The sequence below is a fragment of the Paraburkholderia sp. J7 genome, from assembly GCF_905220155.1.
Lineage (GTDB): Bacteria > Pseudomonadota > Gammaproteobacteria > Burkholderiales > Burkholderiaceae > Paraburkholderia.
The window spans coordinates 155,465-173,912 of sequence record NZ_CAJMYZ010000023.1 but is presented as its reverse complement, the minus strand read 5'-3'; the positions used below and the strand labels follow the sequence as shown (position 1 = coordinate 173,912).

Sequence of the window (18,448 nt, the reverse complement as noted above, 5' to 3'; positions counted from 1 at the left end):
ATCGGCGCGTATCTGGCCCAGGCGATCGCGGAAAAGAACCTGCACGCGGTGGGCTGGGTGATCCTCACGATGATCGTCGTGATCCTCGCGTACGACCAGTTCCTGTTCCGCCCGCTGGTGGCATGGGCCGACAAGTTCCGCATGGAGAACACGAGCTCGGGCGACGCGCCGGAGTCGTGGCTGCTCGACCTCATTCGCCGCACGCACCTCATTCATCAACTGCTCGTGCCGCTCGGCTGGCTCTTCGCCAAGGCTGCGCGCATGCCGATCCAGCTGCCGTCGTTTCCGAACGTGACGTTCGCCGCGCCCGTGGCGCGCGGACGCGGCGGCTTGCGCGCGCGCATTGGCGACGCCGTGTGGGCCGTTCTCGTGATCGCGTTGACCGTGTTCGTGGTGTGGCGCGTGGTGGCGTATGTGCGCACGGGCGTGACGCTCGACGACGTGTGGCACGTGGTCGGTCTCGGCTTCATCACGCTCTTTCGCGTGCTGCTGCTGATCGCCATCGCCTCGGTGATCTGGGTGCCGCTCGGCGTGCTGATCGGCTTGCGCCCCGCGCTCGCCGAGAAGGTCCAGCCGCTCGCGCAGTTCCTCGCGGCGTTCCCGGCGAACCTCCTGTTCCCGGTGTTCGTGATCGTGATCGTGCGCTTTCACCTCAATCCTGACATCTGGCTGTCACCGCTGATCGTGCTCGGCACCCAGTGGTATATCCTGTTCAACGTAGTTGCAGGGGCCAGCGCCTATCCGAACGATTACAAGGAAGCCGCGAAGAACTTCCATATCCGCGGATGGCAATGGTGGCGCCAGGCCATGCTCCCGGGCATTTTTCCGTACTACATCACGGGCGCCATCACGGCCTCGGGCGGCGCGTGGAACGCGAGTATCGTCGCGGAGTTCGTGCAGTGGGGCGACACGAAGGTCGTCGCACACGGCCTTGGCGCCTACATCGCGCAGACGACAGCGGCCGGCGACTACCCGAAGATCATTCTCGGCATTGCCGTGATGTCGCTCTTCGTCACGCTGTTCAACCGCCTCTTGTGGCGCCCGCTGTACACGTATGCCGAGTCCCGTCTGCGGCTCGACTGATCGACGACTGATCGAACAACGAATGATCGAAGGTAACGCGATGCAAAACCCCAAGACGCTGAGCGCCGCGCACGGCGATGTGCAGACGGCTCCGAATCCGCCGCGCCTCGGCGCAGAAATTCTGAACGTGAAGGACGTGTGCCGGGGCTTCAACAAGTCCCAGGGCGAGCTGCTCGTGCTCGACGACGCCAACCTTCAGCTGCGCGAGGGCGAGATCGTCGGGCTGCTGGGGCGCTCGGGCTCGGGCAAGTCCACGTTGCTGCGCATTATCGCGGGCCTGATTTCGCCGACCTCCGGCGACGTCACCTGGCGCGGCAAGCCGCTCGAAGGGCCGGCCGAAGGCGTGGCGATGGTGTTTCAGACCTTCGCGCTGTTCCCGTGGCTCACCGTGCTGCAGAACGTGGAAGCGGGCCTCGAAGCGCAGGGCGTCGGCGCGCGCGAGCGTCGTGAACGGGCGCTGGCCGCCATCGACCTGATCGGCCTGGACGGCTTTGAAAACGCCTACCCGCGTGAGCTTTCGGGCGGCATGCGTCAGCGCGTGGGTTTTGCGCGCGCGCTCGTGGTCGACCCGATGCTGATGCTCATGGACGAGCCGTTCTCCGCACTCGACGTGCTGACGGCCGAAACGCTGCGTACCGATCTGCTCGACCTGTGGACGCAAGGCCGCCTGCCGATCAAGTCGGTGCTGATCGTCACGCACAACATCGAGGAAGCGGTGTTCATGTGCGACCGCATTCTGGTGCTGTCGTCGAATCCGGGCCGCGTGGTAGCCGAGATCAAGGTGCCGTTCAAGCATCCGCGCAACCGCCTCGACCCGGTGTTCCGCAAACTCGTGGACGACATCTACGCGAAGATGACCGCGCGTCAGACCGGCGAAACCACGAAGAAGGGGCTCGAACTCGGCAGCTGGCTGCCGCGCGTGTCGACCAACCTGATGGCCGGTTTGATCGAAACGCTCGCGGCCGCGCCGTACCACGGCCGCGCCGACATGCCGGAAATCGCGCGCTCGCTGCATCTGGAAGTGGACGACCTGTTCCCGATCGCGGAAGTGCTGCAGAACCTCGGTTTCGCCGACGTGCGCGAAGGCGACGTGCTGCTCACGCCGCCCGCGCGCGTGTTCGCGGAATTCGGCACGCAGGAGCGCAAGATGATGTTCGCCGAGCATCTGTTGCGCCATGTGCCGCTCGCGGCGCGCATCAAAAAGGTGCTCAACGAACGCCCGGGCCATCGCGCGCCGCGCGTGCGTTTCGAGCAGGAGCTGGAGGACTCTCTCTCCGACGGCGCGGCGGAAGAGACGCTCGACACCGTGATCGACTGGGGCCGCTATGGCGAGATCTTCTCGTACAACGACCAGTCGGAAATCTTCAGTCTCGAAGACGTGGAGTCCTGAGCGCTGCGCAGGTCGCGAGCATAAAAAAACGGTCGCAAGGCGAGTTAGCCCTGCGACCGTTTTTCGTTTGCGGATAAAAACGGTTATTGCAGCGTGCCCCAGCGCTCCACCGCAGGTTCGGCCGTGGCCCACTTCCAGCCCGACTGGTCCTGACATGCGCTCGCGGTGAACCACTGCTCGGGCGAGTCGCCCTTGTCGCCGTCCTGCACCGAGAACACGAAGTCCTTGCAGAGCGTGAGCGCGTTGGAGAACGCGCGCGTCACGCGCACCTGGCCGTGGCCGTTCTCCACGGGCAGCTGGTGCTTGATGCGCCAGAGGTCCATGCCGCCCACGGGCAGGCGGCCGGCGGTTTCGGCGATCAATTCCTGCTGGTCTGCGTGCATGCTCTTCATGAAGCGGCCGACGGCTTCGTCGGTGGCCGCTTGCACGGCGATGCCCACGCCGATGCCCACGGCGGGATTCGCCGTGACGATGCCAGTGGCCGCTGCCGCTGCGGCGCCGCTCGCTGCGCCAATCGACGAGCAGCCGCTCGAGACGAGTGCGATGCCCGCGCAGAGCGTGGCCAGCGCGATGAGCTTCACGGGGCGAGACGTCGGCGAATCCGTTTCCACGTGGCGTACGCGACGCGCGCGCGCGTTCATGCCGTTCATTGCAGCGCACCCCAGCGGGCGGTGGCGGGTTCGGCCGAGGCCCACTTCCAGTTGTCGCCGTCGCGGCACACCGAAGCGACGAAGAAGGCGCTCGAAGCAGCCTTGTCCTTCGTGGCCTCGTGGTCGACGGAGAAGACGATTTCCTTGCAATCGAGCGCGCCGCTGCTGATCGTGCGGCTCACCGTGACGCGGCCATGCTCGTCGTCCTCGATCGGGAACGAGTGCGTGATCGACCAGGGCGCGACCGCGCCGACGTCGAGCGGACCCGCGGCCTTCGCAATGCTGTTCTGGGTGTTGGTGTGGACGACGCGCTCGGAATACTGCACGCCGGCCTTCGCCGCGGCTACGGCGCCCAGGCCGATGCCAGTCGCGACGGCGGCGTTGCTCGTCACTTTCGAGGCGACCGCCGCGCCGGCAATGCCGGCGCCCGTTTGCGCGCCCTCGGAGTAGAGCGAGCTGCAGGCCGAGCATGCGAGGCTCGCCACCGTGGCGAGCAGCGTGAGCGACATGACACGTCGCCAGGGGGCGCAGGAGAGCGGGGGCACACCGGCAATCGTTCCCGCGACTGCCGCTGACATGGACGGCGCAACGCGCGCCCGGGCACTTCGTTCTTGCATGATGATTCCCTGCCGCTTGCCGGATAGCGTCACGTTGCGTGCACATCCAGCATGTTTTGCTTACTTAACGTGCTGCGGATTGTGCAACAGGCGATTGTTAACCGGGATAGGTAAAGTGCAAGAAATTGCAAAAGGGCGTGCGCGGCAGACCGATCTTTGATCGGCCTGCCGCTCGGCTTGAGCCTCTGCGCGCAACGATCGTGCCGCGAGAGCGGCGCAACGCGCGAGGCGTGGGGAAGGGCAATCAGGCTTCGTTCGTGTCCGGGTCGGCGCCCGCGTCGGCTTCGCCGTCGTCGGCGCCGTAGCTGCCTAGCCGGTTGTAGAGCGTCTTGAGGCTCACGCCGAGCGTGCGTGCCGCGAGACGTTTATCGCCGCCGCAATATTTGAGCGTGCCGAGAATGATCTGTTTTTGCGCATCGGCGAGCGGCGTGCCGATCCATACGCTCATCGCGTCGCCCTGGGTGACGGGCTTCTTCACGCGCGGCACCAGTTGCGGGTGCGCGATCTCAACAACCTTTTCCGCAAGGATGAACGCGCGGTATACGGCGTTCTTCAGTTCGCGCACGTTGCCGGGCCACGACCAGTTGCGCACCGTCTCGAGCGCCCGCTTGCTGAAGGTCTTTTGCGCGCCTTCCTGGTCGTTCAGTTCGGTGAGGAAATGCTGCGCGAGCAGTTCGCGGTCGCGCTCGCGTTCGCGCAGCGGCGGGGCGCGCAAGGGAAACACCGCGAGCCGGTACATCAGGTCTTCGCGCAGGCAGTTTTCCTTCACGGCTGTGATTGGGTCGCGGTTGGTGGCGGCGATGATGCGCACGTCGCCGCGAATCGCTTCGTTGCCGCCCACCGGAAAGTACTCGCCGGTTTCGAGCGCGCGCAGCAGCTTCACCTGGTGCAGCAGCGACATTTCGGTGATTTCGTCGAGGAACAGCGTGCCGCCGCGCGCGTGCTCGAAGTGACCGTCGCGCGCTTGCACGGCGCCCGTGAAGCTGCCTTTTTCGTGGCCGAACAGTTCGGCCTCGATCAGTTCGTCGGGAATCGCACCGCAGTTGACTGCGATGAACGGGCCGTCGCGGCGTTCGCTGTTCGCGTGGATCGTGCGGGCGATCAGTTCCTTGCCCGTGCCCGATTCGCCGACGATGAGCGCCGTGGCCTCGGTCACGGCCACGCGTTCGATCTGCGCGTAAAGTTCCAGCATGACCGCCGACGAGCCGTACAGCAGACCGTACGACTGCAGTCCCGCGACGCGCGTGTCGGCGTCCGGTCCGGTGTTTCCTGGGTTTGCGCGGGTTCCACTGGTTCGTTTCGTGGCGGCGGGCGAGCCCGGCTCGATTGACGCCATAGGGATGTTCGTCCTGCAAAGGTAGTGCGGGGCGTTCGCTTCTGCGCGCATCGGCATGCTTCTGCGCGCATCGGGAACAGGCCCTGCGATCCGGGGCTGGCCGTCCAGGACAGGTGCGGAACTTGCCGCTCCGACGGCCGCGAGGTTTGCATCTCCGAGATTGGCTCGGCTTTTGCTCGAAGGTTGCTCGAGGTTCGCTCGGCTTTTGCTCGTTAACGCGTAAACATTTAACCACTGCCGCGCCTGACAGGGCAATGGACCTGCCCAGGCATCCGCGAGCGAGGCGTGGCACGCATCCTGCTGCGGAACTTGCACAAGTGCGTGTCGTCTGCGTTGTAGGGGCGGCGCATTGGCCGCGCCCCCGGCGATGCCGCTTGAGCCAACTCGGAGTCAACTCGCGCGTCTTCCGTCTTTGACGAGGCGTATCTGGGAGAGCGATATGTCGAAGAACCGCAGCGGTTTGGTAGGAACCTTGGTGACCGTCGGCGCCCTTGGCGCCATGGCGGGCATGCTGGCCTGGCGTTTCTCGCAGCGTCACCGCCTGCAACGGCAAACTTTTTATCGCGACTTGAGCCGCTGGGAAGGCGAAGGCGGCTCGCTTGCGGATAGCGTGGGCAACGACGACCAGGCTCCGGAAATGGCGATGGCCGCAGGGGCTCCGGACTCGCCGGAACACGGTATGAAGGGCCGGATGACCCATGGCGTGAACGGCTCGAACGGTATGCCCTGGCCGTTTCCGCATAGCTAGGCGGGCGGGGCCGGCGCCATGCGAGAGCCGTGCCCGCTTGTCTCGAATGTGTCTATAATGGTCATATCAACAACAATCGAGGTTCGGGCGGCCCACGGCTGACGGTATTGTTGCTCAGTTGTAGCAAAACCGCGAATTTCAGGCATTTGCCGTCTGGGGCGTACGTCCGACCGTTTCGTACTCCACTGCAGCGCAATCACGTGCGTCGCGACTTCCGCCGCGCCGGGCAACCCTGCCTGGCGCGCTTGCGAAGGGCGCGGCGCTCGCGCTTTGGAGCCACTCACCTACCAGGGCTGACGAGACGCGATGCCACATGTATTGATTGTCGATGACGATGCGCAAACCCGCGAGGCGCTGGCGGCCGTGGTGAGCGAAGATGGGCTCACGACCGCGCAGGCCGGCGACCTGCGCGAGGCGCGCATCCAGCTCGTGCGGCAGACGCCGGACGTGGTCTTCACCGACCTGAAACTGCCCGACGGCAGTGGCACCGACCTTTTCGAGGATCTCGACCCGCGCTCGGGCGTGGAGTTCGTGATCATTACCGGGCACGCGAGCGTCGAGACGGCGGTCGACGCGCTCAAGTCCGGCGCGATCGACTACCTGGTCAAGCCGATCAATCTCCAGCGTGTGAAGGCGATCCTGAACCGCCTGCCGCGCGCGGGCGACCTCAAGGCCGAAATCGGTACGCTGCGCGGCGAGTTGCGCCGCATGGGGCGCTTTGGCCTGATGCTCGGCAATTCGCCGGCCATGCAGGAGGTCTACGACCAGATCAGCCGTGTGGCGGTCACGCCCGCTTCGGTCATGCTGGTGGGCGAGTCGGGCACCGGCAAGGAAGTGGCCGCGCAGACCATCCACCAGTTGAGCCTGCGCCGCAAGCACGAATTCCTCGCCGTGAACTGCGGGGCGATCTCGCCGAACCTGATCGAGTCCGAAATGTTCGGTCACGAGCGCGGATCGTTCACGGGCGCGGACCGGCAGCACAAGGGCTATTTCGAGCGCGCGAACGGCGGCACGCTGTTCCTCGACGAAATCACCGAAATGCCGATCGAGCTGCAGGTGAAGCTGCTGCGCGTGCTCGAAACCGGCATGTTCATGCGCGTGGGCACGACCAAGGAAATCGAAACCGATGTGCGCCTGATCGCGGCGACCAACCGCGACCCGGAGCAGGCCGTGGCCGAAGGCAAGCTACGTCTGGACCTGTATCACCGTCTGAACGTGTTTCCGATCAGCCTGCCGCCCCTGCGCGAGCGGGGCAAGGACGTCGAACTGCTCGCCCAGGCGTTCCTCGACGAACTGAACGAGCGCCACGGCACGAAAAAGCAGTTTCCTGCGGCCGTGCGCGACATGCTGGCGGCCTACCCGTGGCCCGGCAACGTGCGCGAGCTGAAGAACTACGTGCAGCGCGCGCACATCATGTCGGGCAACGAAGGCGACTTCACAGCCACAGTACCGTTGCAGATCTCGCTCTCGAAGCCGATTGCGGGCACCGCGGTCACGATCCCGTTCGGCACTTCGCTTGCCGACGCCGATCGCCAACTCATTCTCGCGACGCTCGAGCAGTGCGGCGGCGTGAAGACGCGCGCGGCGGAAATTCTCGGCATCAGCCTGAAGACGCTCTATAACCGTCTTGTGGAGTACGGCAACGAAAGCGCCGGCAAGGGCGATGCGCCGGCGCGCGTAGCGGGCGCCTGAGCAGCGCTCGCGTGTGCGCCCGCGCGGGCGCGCGCACACGGTACGACGCTTGCAGTGTGAGTTTCGCGTCCATCATGAGGAGCGAAAGATGCCGAGCTGCCAATCCAGTAATGCCGTTCGCGTGAAGCCCTGGCTCGCGCATACCCCGCAGCCCGACGAACCGCCGCCGGATCAGCCCGGCGAGCCCGACGTGCCGCCCATCGGCGATCCGCCAACGCAACCGGACGAAGCGCCGCATTCGGCGCATTCGGCACATTCATTCGACCCTTCGGTTTCCTTTCGAATTCATCGCTCGCCTGGTGCGTTGCGCGCCACGCCGGCCGTTACTCGCTCGGCCTGCCGAGGTCATCGGACGACCCCGATGGCTTTTATGTATTAGTTACAAAAGCCCGACCATTTTTACCGGCGAATTCACGCGGCGAACCCTAGACTATAAAAAAACGCCACCACCGCGTGGCCGCCTGCCGCTGGAGGCATTGACATGAGACATCCTGCCTTGCGCCGCTCCGCACGTTACACGGGCAAGCGTGGCCCGCGCGATTCGCAAGAGAAGAGCAATCCTGCGCCGTCAGTCACGCCGGACCCCGCGGGCCAGAACCGCGCGGCGCCGGGCGTGCCGCCCGATGGCGAGCACAACCAAGGCGGGGCGCGGGCGGAGGGCATCGAGTACCAGCGCGATCTCGGCTCGGAGCAGGACGCCTGATTCGCTTCGAAGCGCCGCTCGCCACGCGCTGTTTGCAGGCCGGTTTCCTGGCCTGATGAATCACCGGGGTATTGCGCACTTGCGTGCTTGCCGCGCGGATTTCGCTCGTCTGGTCGTCTACGGAAAAAGGTTTTTGCTCCAGACCCTGCCGAACCGGCACGCGTCTTGCGTACATACCGGAAGCATCGTCTTCGGACCCAACGAAACAGGAGGTAGAGCCGCAATGGGCAGACTGATCGTGGTATCGAATCGCGTTGCGCCGACCCAGGAGGGCCGTCCCGCAGCGGGCGGGCTCGCAGTCGGCGTGTTGGACGCGCTCAAGGAAACCGGCGGTGTGTGGTTCGGGTGGAGTGGCGAAACGGTCGCCGAGCCGTCCGCACCGGTCATCGAGCAGCAGGGCAGCGTCACGTACGCGACGGTGGGTCTTACCCGGCGTGATTATGACCAGTACTACAAGGGCTTCTCGAACACGACGCTCTGGCCGACGTTCCATTACCGCAACGACCTCGCGCGCTACGAGCGCCAGGAGTACGGCGGCTACCTGCGCGTGAACGTCTCGCTTGCGCGTCAGTTGCAGCCGCTCATCGAGCCCGACGACATCATCTGGGTGCACGACTATCACCTGATTCCATTCGCGCGCTGCCTGCGCGATCTCGGGGTGAAGAACCCGATCGGCTTTTTCCTGCACATTCCGCTGCCGGTGCCTGAAGTCATGCGCTCGGTGCCGCCGCACGAAGAGCTCATGAAGTTCATGTGCCACTACGACGTGGTTGGCTTCCAGACCGACGCCGACCGCCAGGCCTTCCTCGACTACATTGAGCGCGGTGGCCATGGCACGGCGAGCGATGACGGCATGGTCCACGCGTGGGACCGTTTCCTGAAGGTCGGGGCGTACCCGATCGGCATCTATCCGGATGCCATCGCCAAGGCCTCTTCGCAGTTCGCCGACCGCAAGGCCGTGCGCAGCCTGCGAGAAGCCATGCGCGGGCGCAAGCTGATCATGAGCGTGGACCGGCTCGATTATTCCAAGGGGCTCGCCGAGCGCTTCCAGGCGTTCGAGCGCCTGCTGCAGAACGGGCCGGGCTGGCATGGCCGCGTCTCGCTCCTGCAGATTGCGCCGCCAACGCGCTCCGACGTGCAGACCTATCAGACGATCCGCCGTAATCTCGAAGGCGAGGCGGGCCGCATCAACGGGCGTTTCGCGCAGCTCGACTGGACGCCGATCCAGTACCTGAACCGCAAGTACGAGCGCAACCTGCTGATGGCGCTGTTCCGCGAGGCGCAGGTGGGCTATGTGGCGCCGCTGCGCGACGGCATGAATCTCGTGGCGAAGGAGTACGTGGCTTCGCAGAATCCCGACGATCCCGGTGTGCTGGTGCTTTCGCAGTTCGCGGGCGCGGCCGAGCAGATGCCGGGCGCGCTGGTCGTGAATCCGTATGACCTGAATCAGACGGCCGAAGCGCTGGAGCGCGCACTCTCCATGCCGCACGCCGAGCGCGTGTCGCGCTACAACGACATGATGGCGTCGCTGCGCGAGAACAATCTATCGGTATGGCGCGATACGTTCCTCGCCGACCTGCGCAGCGTCGCGACGGCGGCTTCGGTCACGGCGAGAGCGCGTAATGCCGCGCCGGCCGGGAAAGCCGCCGCGCCCGAACAGGCGCAGCGCGCAGCGCGCGCGTAGCGATGTAAAGGCGGCGTGCGCGCCGCCTTTGAGCGTCTAACGTTCTCTCGACTCAAATGCAGATTCGCGGCGGCCTTCGGGCCGCCGCGTTTTTTTACGTCCGCCTCACAGGGTCATAGGCGAGTCGGCGGGTACTCAGATCCGCTGACCGCCTGGCGCCGCGAACGGCATCGGCGCGCGGGTCGGATCGAAATCGGCCCAGTGGCCGTCGTGCCATTGGCCCGAGGCGCACTCGATATCGACGGCGCCACCTTCGCGCAGCAACTGCGCGGCGAGACCCTGATTCTCGTAGCACACGTGCACGGAGAGCAGGACACCGTCGATGCGCGTTTCGCGGTGCACCCGCTCGTGGTGTGTCGCCATGTGCTGCGCGGTGGCTTTCGCACCCACGCTCGCACCGATGCGCGCCCCGATCCAGGCGCCCACGCCGGCGGCGATCACGACCGAGGGCAGCGCAGCCGAGAACGCGCTGAAGAGCACCACGCCCACCACGGCGCCTGCCACCGCACCAGCGGTGATATTGCGCGTGTGATGCGGCGGCACGCCGACGGCCGCGGGCGGCGCGCCTGCGGCGGGGTGCGTGCCGGGCATGTCATAGCGCGCATGCTGGCCGCGTGGATTGACGAAGAACAGGTTGACGTCTTCTTCGAGGAAGCCGCCCGCGTACAGCTTTTCAGCTGCTGCTTCGGCAGCGGGAAAGGTCGTGAACCGACCGGCGACGATCAGTGACATGGGAAGCCCCCTTTGCCTGGTTCGGCAGGTTGACTCGCCGGGCGCGGCCGCGAATATGGCTCGCCCTAAACCCATGTTAGTGCCTGCGCGCGCGCAGGGTTAGGCCGTGCTTAGCCTGGTGTCTGCGCCGCGGCGCCCGGCATCAGGCGCAGCAGGCTCACCACCGCCGCGACGGCGGCGAAGGCCGTCGCCACGTAGAGTGCGACGGTCGGTCCGTGTTGCGGCGCAATGCCAAAGATGAGCGCGACGAGCGCCGCGCCAAGCGTCTGGCCTGTGAGGCGCGCGGTGCCGAGCATGCCGCTTGCGCCGCCGCTGCGCTCGCGCGGCGCGGAGGAGAGAATCTGCCGGTTATTGGGCGACTGGAACACGCCGAAACCCACGCCGCACAAGGCCATACGCCAGCAGATGTCGAACACCGTCGGATGCGCGCCGAGCGTGGCGAGCGAGAGCAAGCCCAGCGCGAACAGCGCGAGGCCGATGCCGCCGAGCATGCCCGCCGGATAGCGGTCGGAGAGCGCGCCCGAAAGCGGCGCGGCGCCGATGATGACGAGTGGCCACGGCGTCATGAGAAGGCCTGTGTCGACCTGCGAGAAGCCGAGGGTTTCCTGCAGCATGAACGGCAGCGCGACAAACGCGAGCATTTGCGCGCAGAACGAACAGACCGAGGTGCTGATCGACAGCGCGAACACGGGGTTGGCGAGCAGGTCGACGGGCAAGAGCGGCGCGGGCTGCGTGAGCTGGCGGCGCACGAAGAACCAGCCGATCACGATTGCGAGCGCGAACTCGAGCGCGACGAGGCGATTGCTCTCGCCGTGGCCGAGGCCGTCGACGGCAAAGATCAGGAGACCGAACACGATGGCGTTGAGCACGGCGCTCAGATAGTCGTAGGGCGCGGGATGCCGCTCGTTCACGGGCAGCGCGCGCAGACCCAGTGCGAGCGCCGCAATGCCGATCGGCACGTTGATTGCGAAGAGCCAGGGCCATGTCGCGATGGCGAGCACGCCCGAGGCGAGCGTCGGTCCGACCGCCGAGGCGATCGCCACGACCATCGCATTGATGGCAACGCCACGGCCCAGTTGCGCGCGCGGATAGATCATGCGCACGAGCGCGGTGTTCACACTCATGATCCCCGCGCCGCCGAAGCCCTGCACCATGCGCGCGAACGCGAGTTGGGGCAGCGTCGTCGCGAGCGCGCAGCCGAGCGACGCGATGGTGAAAAGCACCATGCCGGCCAGGTACACGCGCTTGTAGCCGATGCGGTCGCCGAGCGAGGCGAGCGGCAAGAGCGAGATGGTCACCGATAGCTGATACGCGTTGACGATCCAGATCGAACTGGCCGCGCTCGCATGAAGGTGGCGCGCGATGGTCGGCAACGCGACATTGGCGATCGCGCCGTCGAGCACGGCGAGTGTGATGCCGAGCGCGACCACGAGGATCGCGTAGTAACGCTGTGGGAAGGGCAGGCCGGTTTCGATGTCGGCGGAGGGCGTGGCGGAGCGTTCGGAAAGCGTGGGCATCGATGGGCAAGGCGGCGCGCGATGGTCGTGCGCCGCCGGCTGGCGGTTGTTTTGTGGTGTTGTCTGTCGGCTTATTTCAGCTCGTAGAGTCCGACGTAGGTGGTCGAGTCGACCTCGTTCAAGTGCGTCATGAAGCGCGCCACCGCGTTGGTCGTTTCCGGCGTGACGGGCAGTTGCGCCGCCTTGAGCGCGTGCACGCGGAAGATGTAGCGATGGGGCTTGTCGCCGCGCGGGGGCGCCGCGCCGCCGAAGCCCACCGTGCCGTAGTCGTTGCGCACCTGCACCGCGCCCTGCGGGAGCAGGCTGCCGTCGGGCTTGCCGGCGTTGCGTGCGAGCGAGCGCACGTCGGGCGCAATGTTTACCACGACCCAGTGCCAGAAGCCGCTGCCCGTAGGCGCGTCCGGATCGTAGACGGTGAGCGCGAAGCTTTGCGTGTCGGCGGGTGGATCGTCCCACTGCAGCGCGGGCGAGACGTTGTCGCCGTCGACACCGAAGGCCCGGTCGTCGAACTCCTGCGCCTTCGGCATGAAACCGTTGCTGGGAAAGTCATCGGACCAAAGTCGGAAATCAGCCATCGGTTGTCTCCTTCACTTCGCGTTGTGGGACGGCGGCGCTTGCGCGCGTGACGCGTCATTTGTGCGCAGCCGATCGATTGAGTTTAGCACTGCAGGCTGTTCAGCCAGGGCCAGCTTTGCAGCGTGACATGCACGGCGCATCGGCGGGATGTCGCGCTTGAGATTTATCGAGCCGCGATCACGAGCGCGCCTCGAACCACGCGGACGACTCGTCTTCTAGCCAGGCGGCAAGCCGCTCGACGACCGCCTGCGGATCGTGCTGCGCGCCACGTAACGCGCATTCCCAGATCACCGCCACACGCCAGCCTTGCGCGGCGAGCGCGGCGAGCGCTTTGGCGTCGTTCAGACGGTTGCGTGCGATCTTCTCGCGCCAGAACTCGGGGCGCGTTTGTGGCCACTTGAAAAGCGCGCAGTTGTGGCCGTGCCAGAAGCAGCCGTGGACGAACACCACAGCGCGCCGGCGCGGCAGCACGATGTCCGGCCGGCCCGGCAGGTCGCGCACGTTCAGGCGAAAGCGAAAGCCGCGCCGGTGCAGCAGACTGCGGATCAGCTTTTCGGGCTTCGTGTTGCGCCCGCGTATGCCGGACATCATCCGGCTGCGGGTCGCGGTATCGACGACGTCCACCATCGTCTGTTGCCTCGCTGCGGTGGGCTGCGGTTGGCCGTGGCGCGCGCCGGTCAGCGGCCTCCCGCCGTGGCGCTCGCCGGGGCGGCGCGCGTGGTGCGCGCGGCCTTGTTCGTACGCGTTGTGCGTGCAATGGCGGGAACCGGCAGCGCGTGTGCAGGGAGCGCCTCCTGCTGCGCGGCCAGCACCGCATCGAGATGCGGCATCATCGTGCGCGCGACTTCGCGCATCACCGGCATCACCACACTGTTGCCAAACTGACGGTACGCCTGGGTGTCGCTCACCGGAATGCGGAAGGTGTCGGGCAGACCCATGAGCCGCGCGCACTCGCGCGGCGTGAGGCGGCGCGGGCGCAATCCTTCGCCTTGATAGACGAGGATCTCCGAGCCGTCCTTGTGATAGCGCGCCGAAAGCGTGCGCGTGACGCTGTCGGGAAAGGCGAGGCCGAAGCCGAAGCCGTTGCCGGCCGCGCGGTGCTTCTCGGCGTATTGCTGCAGATAAGCCCAGAGCCCCGGCGTGAGCGTGTACTTCGGCTGCACGCGGCGCGCGCCGTGATCGAAGAAGCGCTCGCCGTCCCAAGGCAGCAGCGGCTCGCAGCCGTCGGTGCGATGCAGGATCGAGGCGAGCCGCGGGCCGTCTTCCGGCAGCGCGAGCGCGTCCCACGAAAACGGCGTCGGCTCGCGAAAACCGACGATGATGATGCGCTCGCGATGCTGTGGCGTGAAATGGCGTCCATCGATCACGCGGTGGTGCACGTCATAGCCGAGTTCATCGCGCAGCACCTGGAGGATCACGTCGAAGGTGCGGCCGCGGTCGTGCGAGACGAGGTTCTTCACGTTCTCGAGCATAAACGCGGCGGGCCGCTTCTCGGCGATGATGCGCGCGACATCGAAGAACAAGGTGCCCTGCGTGGTGCAGGCAAAGCCGTGCGGACGGCCAAGCGCGTTCTTCTTGCTCACCCCCGCGATCGAGAACGGCTGGCAGGGAAAGCCCGCGAGCAGGACGTCGTGATCGGGCACGTCGGCGGCGTCCACGGCCGTGATGTCGCCGATGAACGGATGGTCTTCGCCGTAGTTCTCCAGATAGGTCTTGCGCGAAAACGGATTCCATTCGCTCGTGAAGACGCACTCGCCGCCGTGCGCTTCGAAACCCTTGCGGATGCCGCCGATGCCGGCGAACAGGTCGATGAAGCGAAAGCGCGCTGCATTGCCGTTCACGTGAGCGCCGCCGTGCAGCAGCTCGCGCAGTGCGGCTTCGAGCATCGCGGGGCAGGGCGTTTCGCCCTTTTCCCAACGTCGCACGGTCTTCACGTCGCGGCCGACGTGTGTGGCGATTTGCTGTTGGGTGAAACGCTTGCGTGCCTGCTGGAGCAGGTCTCTCGGTTCGGCCGTGTGCACGGAGTCCTCGTTAGGGTATTTTTGCGGACATTATGACCGATGGTCGACCCGCGGCACCAGGAATTCCCGATGCGCGTGCACAGATGCGCGCCGCGCAGGCGAAAGCCTGCACGTGCGTGCGTCGAATTCAGGGAAAAGTCAGGAGTGTTGCGGGGCGGCGTTCGCCTGCTTCGGGAGCGCCGCGGAGGCCGAGGCGACGTTCAGCTCGTGCAGGTCGAGGATCAGCAGCAGGCTGTCGATTTCGGACAGCTGCCCCTTGTTCACATGACCGGTGTCGAGCAGGCGGTGCAGCCGCTGGCGCCAGTAGTTCGCGGGGAGAATCGGCCCACCGAAGTCGCCGGCGAGCGACAAGGGCATCACGCGACGAATGTGCGTGATATCCTGGTCGATGAGGTTCGACATCATATAACCGGCGGGAAGGGGACGCGGGGTGTCCATGAAGGCCATTACGGCACTATTTTTTTCTTCTTTAGGGAAAATATCTCAGTACTTACCCTGAATTCGCCGGTTATCTGCGGTTCGCTTTGCCGTTTATTCGGCAGCCGGCGGCGTCGCGCCTTGCACCTGAGCCGCGCTTTCGAAGAAACGCCGCGTCGCTTCGAACGCGTTCAGCATCTGCTCGGGCCACGGTGTTTGCAGCATCACGGCCTGATGGTTTTCGAACGCCGCGCCCAACTGGCGCGAGAGTTCAGGCGAATTGAGATGGCGCAGCAGCACGCTCACGGCAATGGCGGTGGCCTGACTGGCTCCTGCCGTCTGCAGTTCGGAGGCAGTGAGGGCGGCGACTTGCTTGTTGATGTCCATGGAAAACCTGCTCGGGATAGAGGGGCGCGAATGTGGGAAAGAGAAGGGACGGGGCACGCGAACCGGTTGCGGTCTTCGCGGCCCGACATGCTCGGGTGGGTGGTCCCCCTGGCAGGAATCGAACCTGCATCTAGCGCTTAGGAGGCACTTGTTCTATCCATTGAACTACAGGGAGCGCGGTCGAGCATGGCTCCGTTCGATCGCCATGTTTCCCAAGTGACCCGTCATGGCGCGGAGCGGCGCGCGAAGCGGTCCGGCCTTGCGGGCCCGAGCCATATCGCGGCGTAGGGCCAAGAGTATAGCAAACGTGTTCGGGCGCGAAAATGACGCCACTTAGCCCCGGCGCCGCATTTTTGGGTCTCGCGTCGATCGCGCCCCGCGAGTCGGCGCGGCAGCGCAAGTCGTCTCGATCAGAACTCGACGACGGCGAATTCCGGCTTGCCCACGTCGCACAGCGGGCAGCGCCAGTCGTCGGGAATGTCGTCAAAGCGCGTGCCGGCGGCGATCCCCTCGTCGGGCAGACCCTCTTCTTCGTTGTAGATCCAGCCGCAAATCAGGCAGACCCAGCTCTTGTACTCGATTACTTCACTCACAGCGTGTCCTTCGTTCAGTCGATTCGATGCATCACCCGTCATGCGGCCCTTTATCTAATGCTGGGCGGAGCGGGCAACCCGCGATAGTACAGGAAAACGGATCGCGTGCCGCTGCGCTAAAGGGTCGCTGTATTCCGCGACCTGCGCGGCCCGACCTGCGCGGCCCGACCTCCGCGGCCCGACCTGCGCGGCCCGGTACAATGCCCGCTTCAGGTCCAACGCACGCATCGCTTTCCATCCATGTCGCTTTACACCATCACAGGCGCGCAACTGGCGTTTGGCCACGTCGCGCTGCTCGATCACGCGGACTTTTCGCTCGAAGCCGGCGAGCGCGTCGGGCTGATCGGCCGCAACGGCGCGGGCAAGTCGTCGCTGCTGACCATCGTCGCCGATCTCGCGAAGCCCGACGACGGCCTCGTCACGCGCCAGCAGGATCTCTCGACCGTCTACGTGCCGCAGGAGCCCGACTTCGACGCCGACGCCACGGTGTTCGACACCGTCGCCTCGGGCCTCGCCGACGTGCGCACGCTGCTCGACGAATACGACACGGTCGCGCACAAGCTCGCAGACACGCCCGAAGGCGCGGAACACGACGCGCTGCTCGCGCGCATGAACACGCTGCAATCGTCGCTCGATCACGCAGACGCCTGGAGCTGGCGCACGCGTGTATCCACGACGCTCGCGCAGATCGGCCTGGAAGGCGAAGCGCGCGTGGGCGCGCTCTCGGGCGGTATGCAAAAGCGCGTGGCGCTTGCACGCGCGCTCGTTGTGCAGCCCGACATCCTGCTGCTCGACGAACCGACCAACCACCTCGACTTCGACGGTATTCGCTGGCTCGAAGAATTGCTCGTGGCGCAGCGCTCGAGCCTGTTGTTCATTACCCACGACCGCGCGTTTCTCGACCGCGTGGCGACACGTATCGTCGAACTCGATCGCGGCAAGCTGCTTTCGTATCCGGGCAACTTCACGCAGTACCAGGAGCGCAAGGCGCAGCAGCTCGAAGTCGAGCGCGTGGAGAACGAGAAGTTCGACAAACTGCTCGCGCAGGAAGAAGTGTGGATCCGCAAGGGCGTGGAAGCGCGCCGCACGCGCAGCGTGGGCCGCATCGCGCGCCTCGTGCAGATGCGCCATGAGCGCGAGGAACGCCGCAACGTGCAGGGCAACGTGAAGCTCGACGTCGCGCAAGGGGAGAAGTCCGGCAAGATCGTCGCGGAACTCACGGATGTGACGAAGCGCTATGGCGGCCGCACGATCGTCGATAACTTTTCGTCGACGGTCATGCGCGGCGACAAGATCGGCTTCGTCGGTCCGAACGGCGCGGGCAAGACCACGCTGCTGAAGCTGATCCTCGGCGAGCTGAAGCCCGACGTTGGCACGGTGCGCGTGGGGACGAATCTGCAGGTCGCGTACTTCGACCAGATGCGCGCGCAGCTCGACATGGAAAAGAGTCTCGCCGATACCATCAGCCCAGGCAGCGACTGGGTCGAGATCAACGGCGCGAAGAAGCACGTGATGAGCTATCTGGGCGACTTCCTGTTCGCACCCGAACGCGCGCGTTCGCCCGTGAAGTCGCTTTCGGGCGGCGAGCGCAACCGTCTGCTGCTCGCGCGCTTGTTCGCGCGGCCGGCGAACGTGCTGGTGCTCGACGAACCGACCAACGATCTCGACATCCCGACGCTCGAACTGCTCGAAGAACTGCTGACCGACTACGACGGCACCGTGCTGCTCGTGAGCCACGACCGCGCGTTCCTCGACAACGTGGTGACTTCGGTGATCGCGTCCGAGGGCGAGGGGCGCTGGCGCGAGTACGTGGGCGGCTTCACGGACTGGCAGACGCAGAGCGCCCGCGCGCAGGAAATTGCCGAGGCGCGCGCGCCGAAGGAAGCGGCTGCCGCGGTGGCCGCGCCCAAGGACAGCGCGGCGGGGCGCAATGCCCAGCGCAGCGTGAAGCTTTCGTTCAAGGAGCAGCGCGAGCTCGAGGAACTGCCCAAGCGCATCGAGGCGCTCGAGACGGAGCAGAAGACCATCGGCGCGAAGATCGAGGACGGGTCGATCTTCGCGAAGGATGCGCAGGAGGGGGCTCGCCTCACCGAGCGTTACGCGCAGATCGACGAGGAATTGCTCGTGGCGCTGGAGCGGTGGGAGGAGTTGGAGAGCAAGCGCAAGTGAATGCGAGAGAGAGCGGCCTGATGAAGGCCGCTTTTTTTTACGGCGCATGAGTACGGCGTACTCATCCGGTCGGCCAGCCAACCCTCGCGCAAATTGCCGTGCGAGCCCAAATCAGTACAATACCTCGCGAATT

At 65.7% G+C, this 18,448-nt stretch carries 18 protein-coding genes and 1 tRNA gene; 7 read left to right on the top strand and 12 right to left on the bottom strand.

Annotated elements, in window-relative coordinates; all coding sequences use genetic code 11:
• On the top strand, window positions 1-1,083 hold a 1,083-nt coding region (locus U5A58_RS31780), incomplete at its 5' end, for an ABC transporter permease subunit (RefSeq protein WP_321964372.1).
• Between the two features lie 40 nt (window positions 1,084-1,123).
• Window positions 1,124-2,473, top strand: a complete 1,350-nt coding sequence (locus tag U5A58_RS31775) for a nitrate/sulfonate/bicarbonate ABC transporter ATP-binding protein (protein ID WP_321964371.1) — start codon at window positions 1,124-1,126, stop codon at window positions 2,471-2,473.
• A gap of 83 nt (window positions 2,474-2,556) precedes the next feature.
• Here the strand turns inward: U5A58_RS31775 and U5A58_RS31770 are convergent, their stop codons facing one another.
• The 3 genes from U5A58_RS31770 to U5A58_RS31760 all read right to left on the bottom strand — a co-directional run bounded on the left by U5A58_RS31770 (window position 2,557) and on the right by U5A58_RS31760 (window position 5,076).
• Complete coding sequence (locus U5A58_RS31770; protein WP_321936871.1) at window positions 2,557-3,114, bottom strand: hypothetical protein; 558 nt, start codon at window positions 3,112-3,114, stop codon at window positions 2,557-2,559.
• A 5-nt stretch (window positions 3,115-3,119) separates the two neighbouring features.
• Complete coding sequence (locus U5A58_RS31765) at window positions 3,120-3,632, bottom strand: hypothetical protein (RefSeq protein WP_321964370.1); 513 nt, start codon at window positions 3,630-3,632, stop codon at window positions 3,120-3,122.
• Between the two features lie 352 nt (window positions 3,633-3,984).
• Window positions 3,985-5,076, bottom strand: a complete 1,092-nt coding sequence (locus tag U5A58_RS31760) for a sigma-54 dependent transcriptional regulator (protein ID WP_321964369.1) — start codon at window positions 5,074-5,076, stop codon at window positions 3,985-3,987.
• Between the two features lie 439 nt (window positions 5,077-5,515).
• On the opposite strand from U5A58_RS31760, the gene U5A58_RS31755 reads away from it, so the two are divergent.
• From U5A58_RS31755 to otsA, 4 genes are all read left to right on the top strand, one after another.
• Window positions 5,516-5,824, top strand: a complete 309-nt coding sequence (locus U5A58_RS31755) for a hypothetical protein (protein ID WP_321964368.1) — start codon at window positions 5,516-5,518, stop codon at window positions 5,822-5,824.
• A 306-nt stretch (window positions 5,825-6,130) separates the two neighbouring features.
• Window positions 6,131-7,516, top strand: a complete 1,386-nt coding sequence (locus U5A58_RS31750) for a sigma-54 dependent transcriptional regulator (protein WP_321914765.1) — start codon at window positions 6,131-6,133, stop codon at window positions 7,514-7,516.
• Between the two features lie 481 nt (window positions 7,517-7,997).
• Window positions 7,998-8,219, top strand: coding sequence for a hypothetical protein (locus U5A58_RS31745; protein ID WP_321964367.1), 222 nt, complete (start codon window positions 7,998-8,000; stop codon window positions 8,217-8,219).
• 223 nt (window positions 8,220-8,442) lie between these two features.
• Entirely contained in the window at window positions 8,443-9,903 is a 1,461-nt protein-coding gene (gene otsA / locus U5A58_RS31740) for an alpha,alpha-trehalose-phosphate synthase (UDP-forming) (RefSeq protein WP_321964366.1), read from the top strand.
• A 135-nt stretch (window positions 9,904-10,038) separates the two neighbouring features.
• On the opposite strand, the gene U5A58_RS31735 is transcribed toward otsA, so the two are convergent.
• The 9 genes from U5A58_RS31735 to U5A58_RS31695 all read right to left on the bottom strand — a co-directional run bounded on the left by U5A58_RS31735 (window position 10,039) and on the right by U5A58_RS31695 (window position 16,146).
• A complete protein-coding gene (locus tag U5A58_RS31735; RefSeq protein ID WP_321964365.1) occupies window positions 10,039-10,635 on the bottom strand; it encodes a hypothetical protein in 597 nt (198 codons plus the stop codon).
• 110 nt (window positions 10,636-10,745) lie between these two features.
• Window positions 10,746-12,152 carry an MFS transporter gene (locus U5A58_RS31730; RefSeq protein ID WP_321914761.1) on the bottom strand — a complete coding sequence of 469 codons (1,407 nt, stop codon included), beginning with the start codon at window positions 12,150-12,152 and terminating at the stop codon, window positions 10,746-10,748.
• Between the two features lie 71 nt (window positions 12,153-12,223).
• Window positions 12,224-12,727, bottom strand: a complete 504-nt coding sequence (locus tag U5A58_RS31725; RefSeq protein ID WP_321964364.1) for a YbhB/YbcL family Raf kinase inhibitor-like protein — start codon at window positions 12,725-12,727, stop codon at window positions 12,224-12,226.
• A gap of 178 nt (window positions 12,728-12,905) precedes the next feature.
• On the bottom strand, window positions 12,906-13,355 hold the full coding sequence (locus U5A58_RS31720; protein ID WP_321914759.1) for a very short patch repair endonuclease: 450 nt from the start codon (window positions 13,353-13,355) through the stop codon (window positions 12,906-12,908).
• Window positions 13,356-13,405: 50 nt separating this feature from the next.
• A complete protein-coding gene (gene dcm, locus U5A58_RS31715; RefSeq protein WP_321964363.1) occupies window positions 13,406-14,749 on the bottom strand; it encodes a DNA (cytosine-5-)-methyltransferase in 1,344 nt (447 codons plus the stop codon).
• A 138-nt stretch (window positions 14,750-14,887) separates the two neighbouring features.
• On the bottom strand, window positions 14,888-15,187 hold the full coding sequence (locus U5A58_RS31710) for a hypothetical protein (protein WP_321964362.1): 300 nt from the start codon (window positions 15,185-15,187) through the stop codon (window positions 14,888-14,890).
• Window positions 15,188-15,280: 93 nt separating this feature from the next.
• The gene (locus U5A58_RS31705; protein ID WP_321964361.1) at window positions 15,281-15,553 is read right to left on the bottom strand and encodes a hypothetical protein; all 273 of its coding nucleotides are present in this window, start codon (window positions 15,551-15,553) and stop codon (window positions 15,281-15,283) included.
• A 100-nt stretch (window positions 15,554-15,653) separates the two neighbouring features.
• Window positions 15,654-15,728: transfer RNA gene (locus tag U5A58_RS31700), tRNA-Arg, on the bottom strand.
• A gap of 235 nt (window positions 15,729-15,963) precedes the next feature.
• Window positions 15,964-16,146 carry a rubredoxin gene (locus U5A58_RS31695; protein WP_158757294.1) on the bottom strand — a complete coding sequence of 61 codons (183 nt, stop codon included), beginning with the start codon at window positions 16,144-16,146 and terminating at the stop codon, window positions 15,964-15,966.
• A gap of 240 nt (window positions 16,147-16,386) precedes the next feature.
• Here U5A58_RS31695 and U5A58_RS31690 point away from each other — a divergent pair, with 240 nt between their 5' ends.
• Complete coding sequence (locus tag U5A58_RS31690) at window positions 16,387-18,315, top strand: ATP-binding cassette domain-containing protein (protein ID WP_321964360.1); 1,929 nt, start codon at window positions 16,387-16,389, stop codon at window positions 18,313-18,315.
• Window positions 18,316-18,448: the final 133 nt, after the last annotated feature.

What these genes read in the sequence shown, in the direction of transcription:
- U5A58_RS31775 (WP_321964371.1), top strand. Translation starts at nt 1,124, where the DNA reads ATGCAAAACCCCAAGACGCTGAGCGCCGCGCACGGCGATGTGCAGACG.
- U5A58_RS31770 (WP_321936871.1), bottom strand. Translation starts at nt 3,114, where the DNA reads ATGAACGCGCGCGCGCGTCGCGTACGCCACGTGGAAACGGATTCGCCG.
- U5A58_RS31765 (WP_321964370.1), bottom strand. Translation starts at nt 3,632, where the DNA reads ATGTCGCTCACGCTGCTCGCCACGGTGGCGAGCCTCGCATGCTCGGCC.
- U5A58_RS31760 (WP_321964369.1), bottom strand. Translation starts at nt 5,076, where the DNA reads ATGGCGTCAATCGAGCCGGGCTCGCCCGCCGCCACGAAACGAACCAGT.
- U5A58_RS31755 (WP_321964368.1), top strand. Translation starts at nt 5,516, where the DNA reads ATGTCGAAGAACCGCAGCGGTTTGGTAGGAACCTTGGTGACCGTCGGC.
- U5A58_RS31750 (WP_321914765.1), top strand. Translation starts at nt 6,131, where the DNA reads ATGCCACATGTATTGATTGTCGATGACGATGCGCAAACCCGCGAGGCG.
- U5A58_RS31745 (WP_321964367.1), top strand. Translation starts at nt 7,998, where the DNA reads ATGAGACATCCTGCCTTGCGCCGCTCCGCACGTTACACGGGCAAGCGT.
- otsA (WP_321964366.1), top strand. Translation starts at nt 8,443, where the DNA reads ATGGGCAGACTGATCGTGGTATCGAATCGCGTTGCGCCGACCCAGGAG.
- U5A58_RS31735 (WP_321964365.1), bottom strand. Translation starts at nt 10,635, where the DNA reads ATGTCACTGATCGTCGCCGGTCGGTTCACGACCTTTCCCGCTGCCGAA.
- U5A58_RS31730 (WP_321914761.1), bottom strand. Translation starts at nt 12,152, where the DNA reads ATGCCCACGCTTTCCGAACGCTCCGCCACGCCCTCCGCCGACATCGAA.
- U5A58_RS31725 (WP_321964364.1), bottom strand. Translation starts at nt 12,727, where the DNA reads ATGGCTGATTTCCGACTTTGGTCCGATGACTTTCCCAGCAACGGTTTC.
- U5A58_RS31720 (WP_321914759.1), bottom strand. Translation starts at nt 13,355, where the DNA reads ATGGTGGACGTCGTCGATACCGCGACCCGCAGCCGGATGATGTCCGGC.
- U5A58_RS31710 (WP_321964362.1), bottom strand. Translation starts at nt 15,187, where the DNA reads ATGGACACCCCGCGTCCCCTTCCCGCCGGTTATATGATGTCGAACCTC.
- U5A58_RS31705 (WP_321964361.1), bottom strand. Translation starts at nt 15,553, where the DNA reads ATGGACATCAACAAGCAAGTCGCCGCCCTCACTGCCTCCGAACTGCAG.
- U5A58_RS31690 (WP_321964360.1), top strand. Translation starts at nt 16,387, where the DNA reads ATGTCGCTTTACACCATCACAGGCGCGCAACTGGCGTTTGGCCACGTC.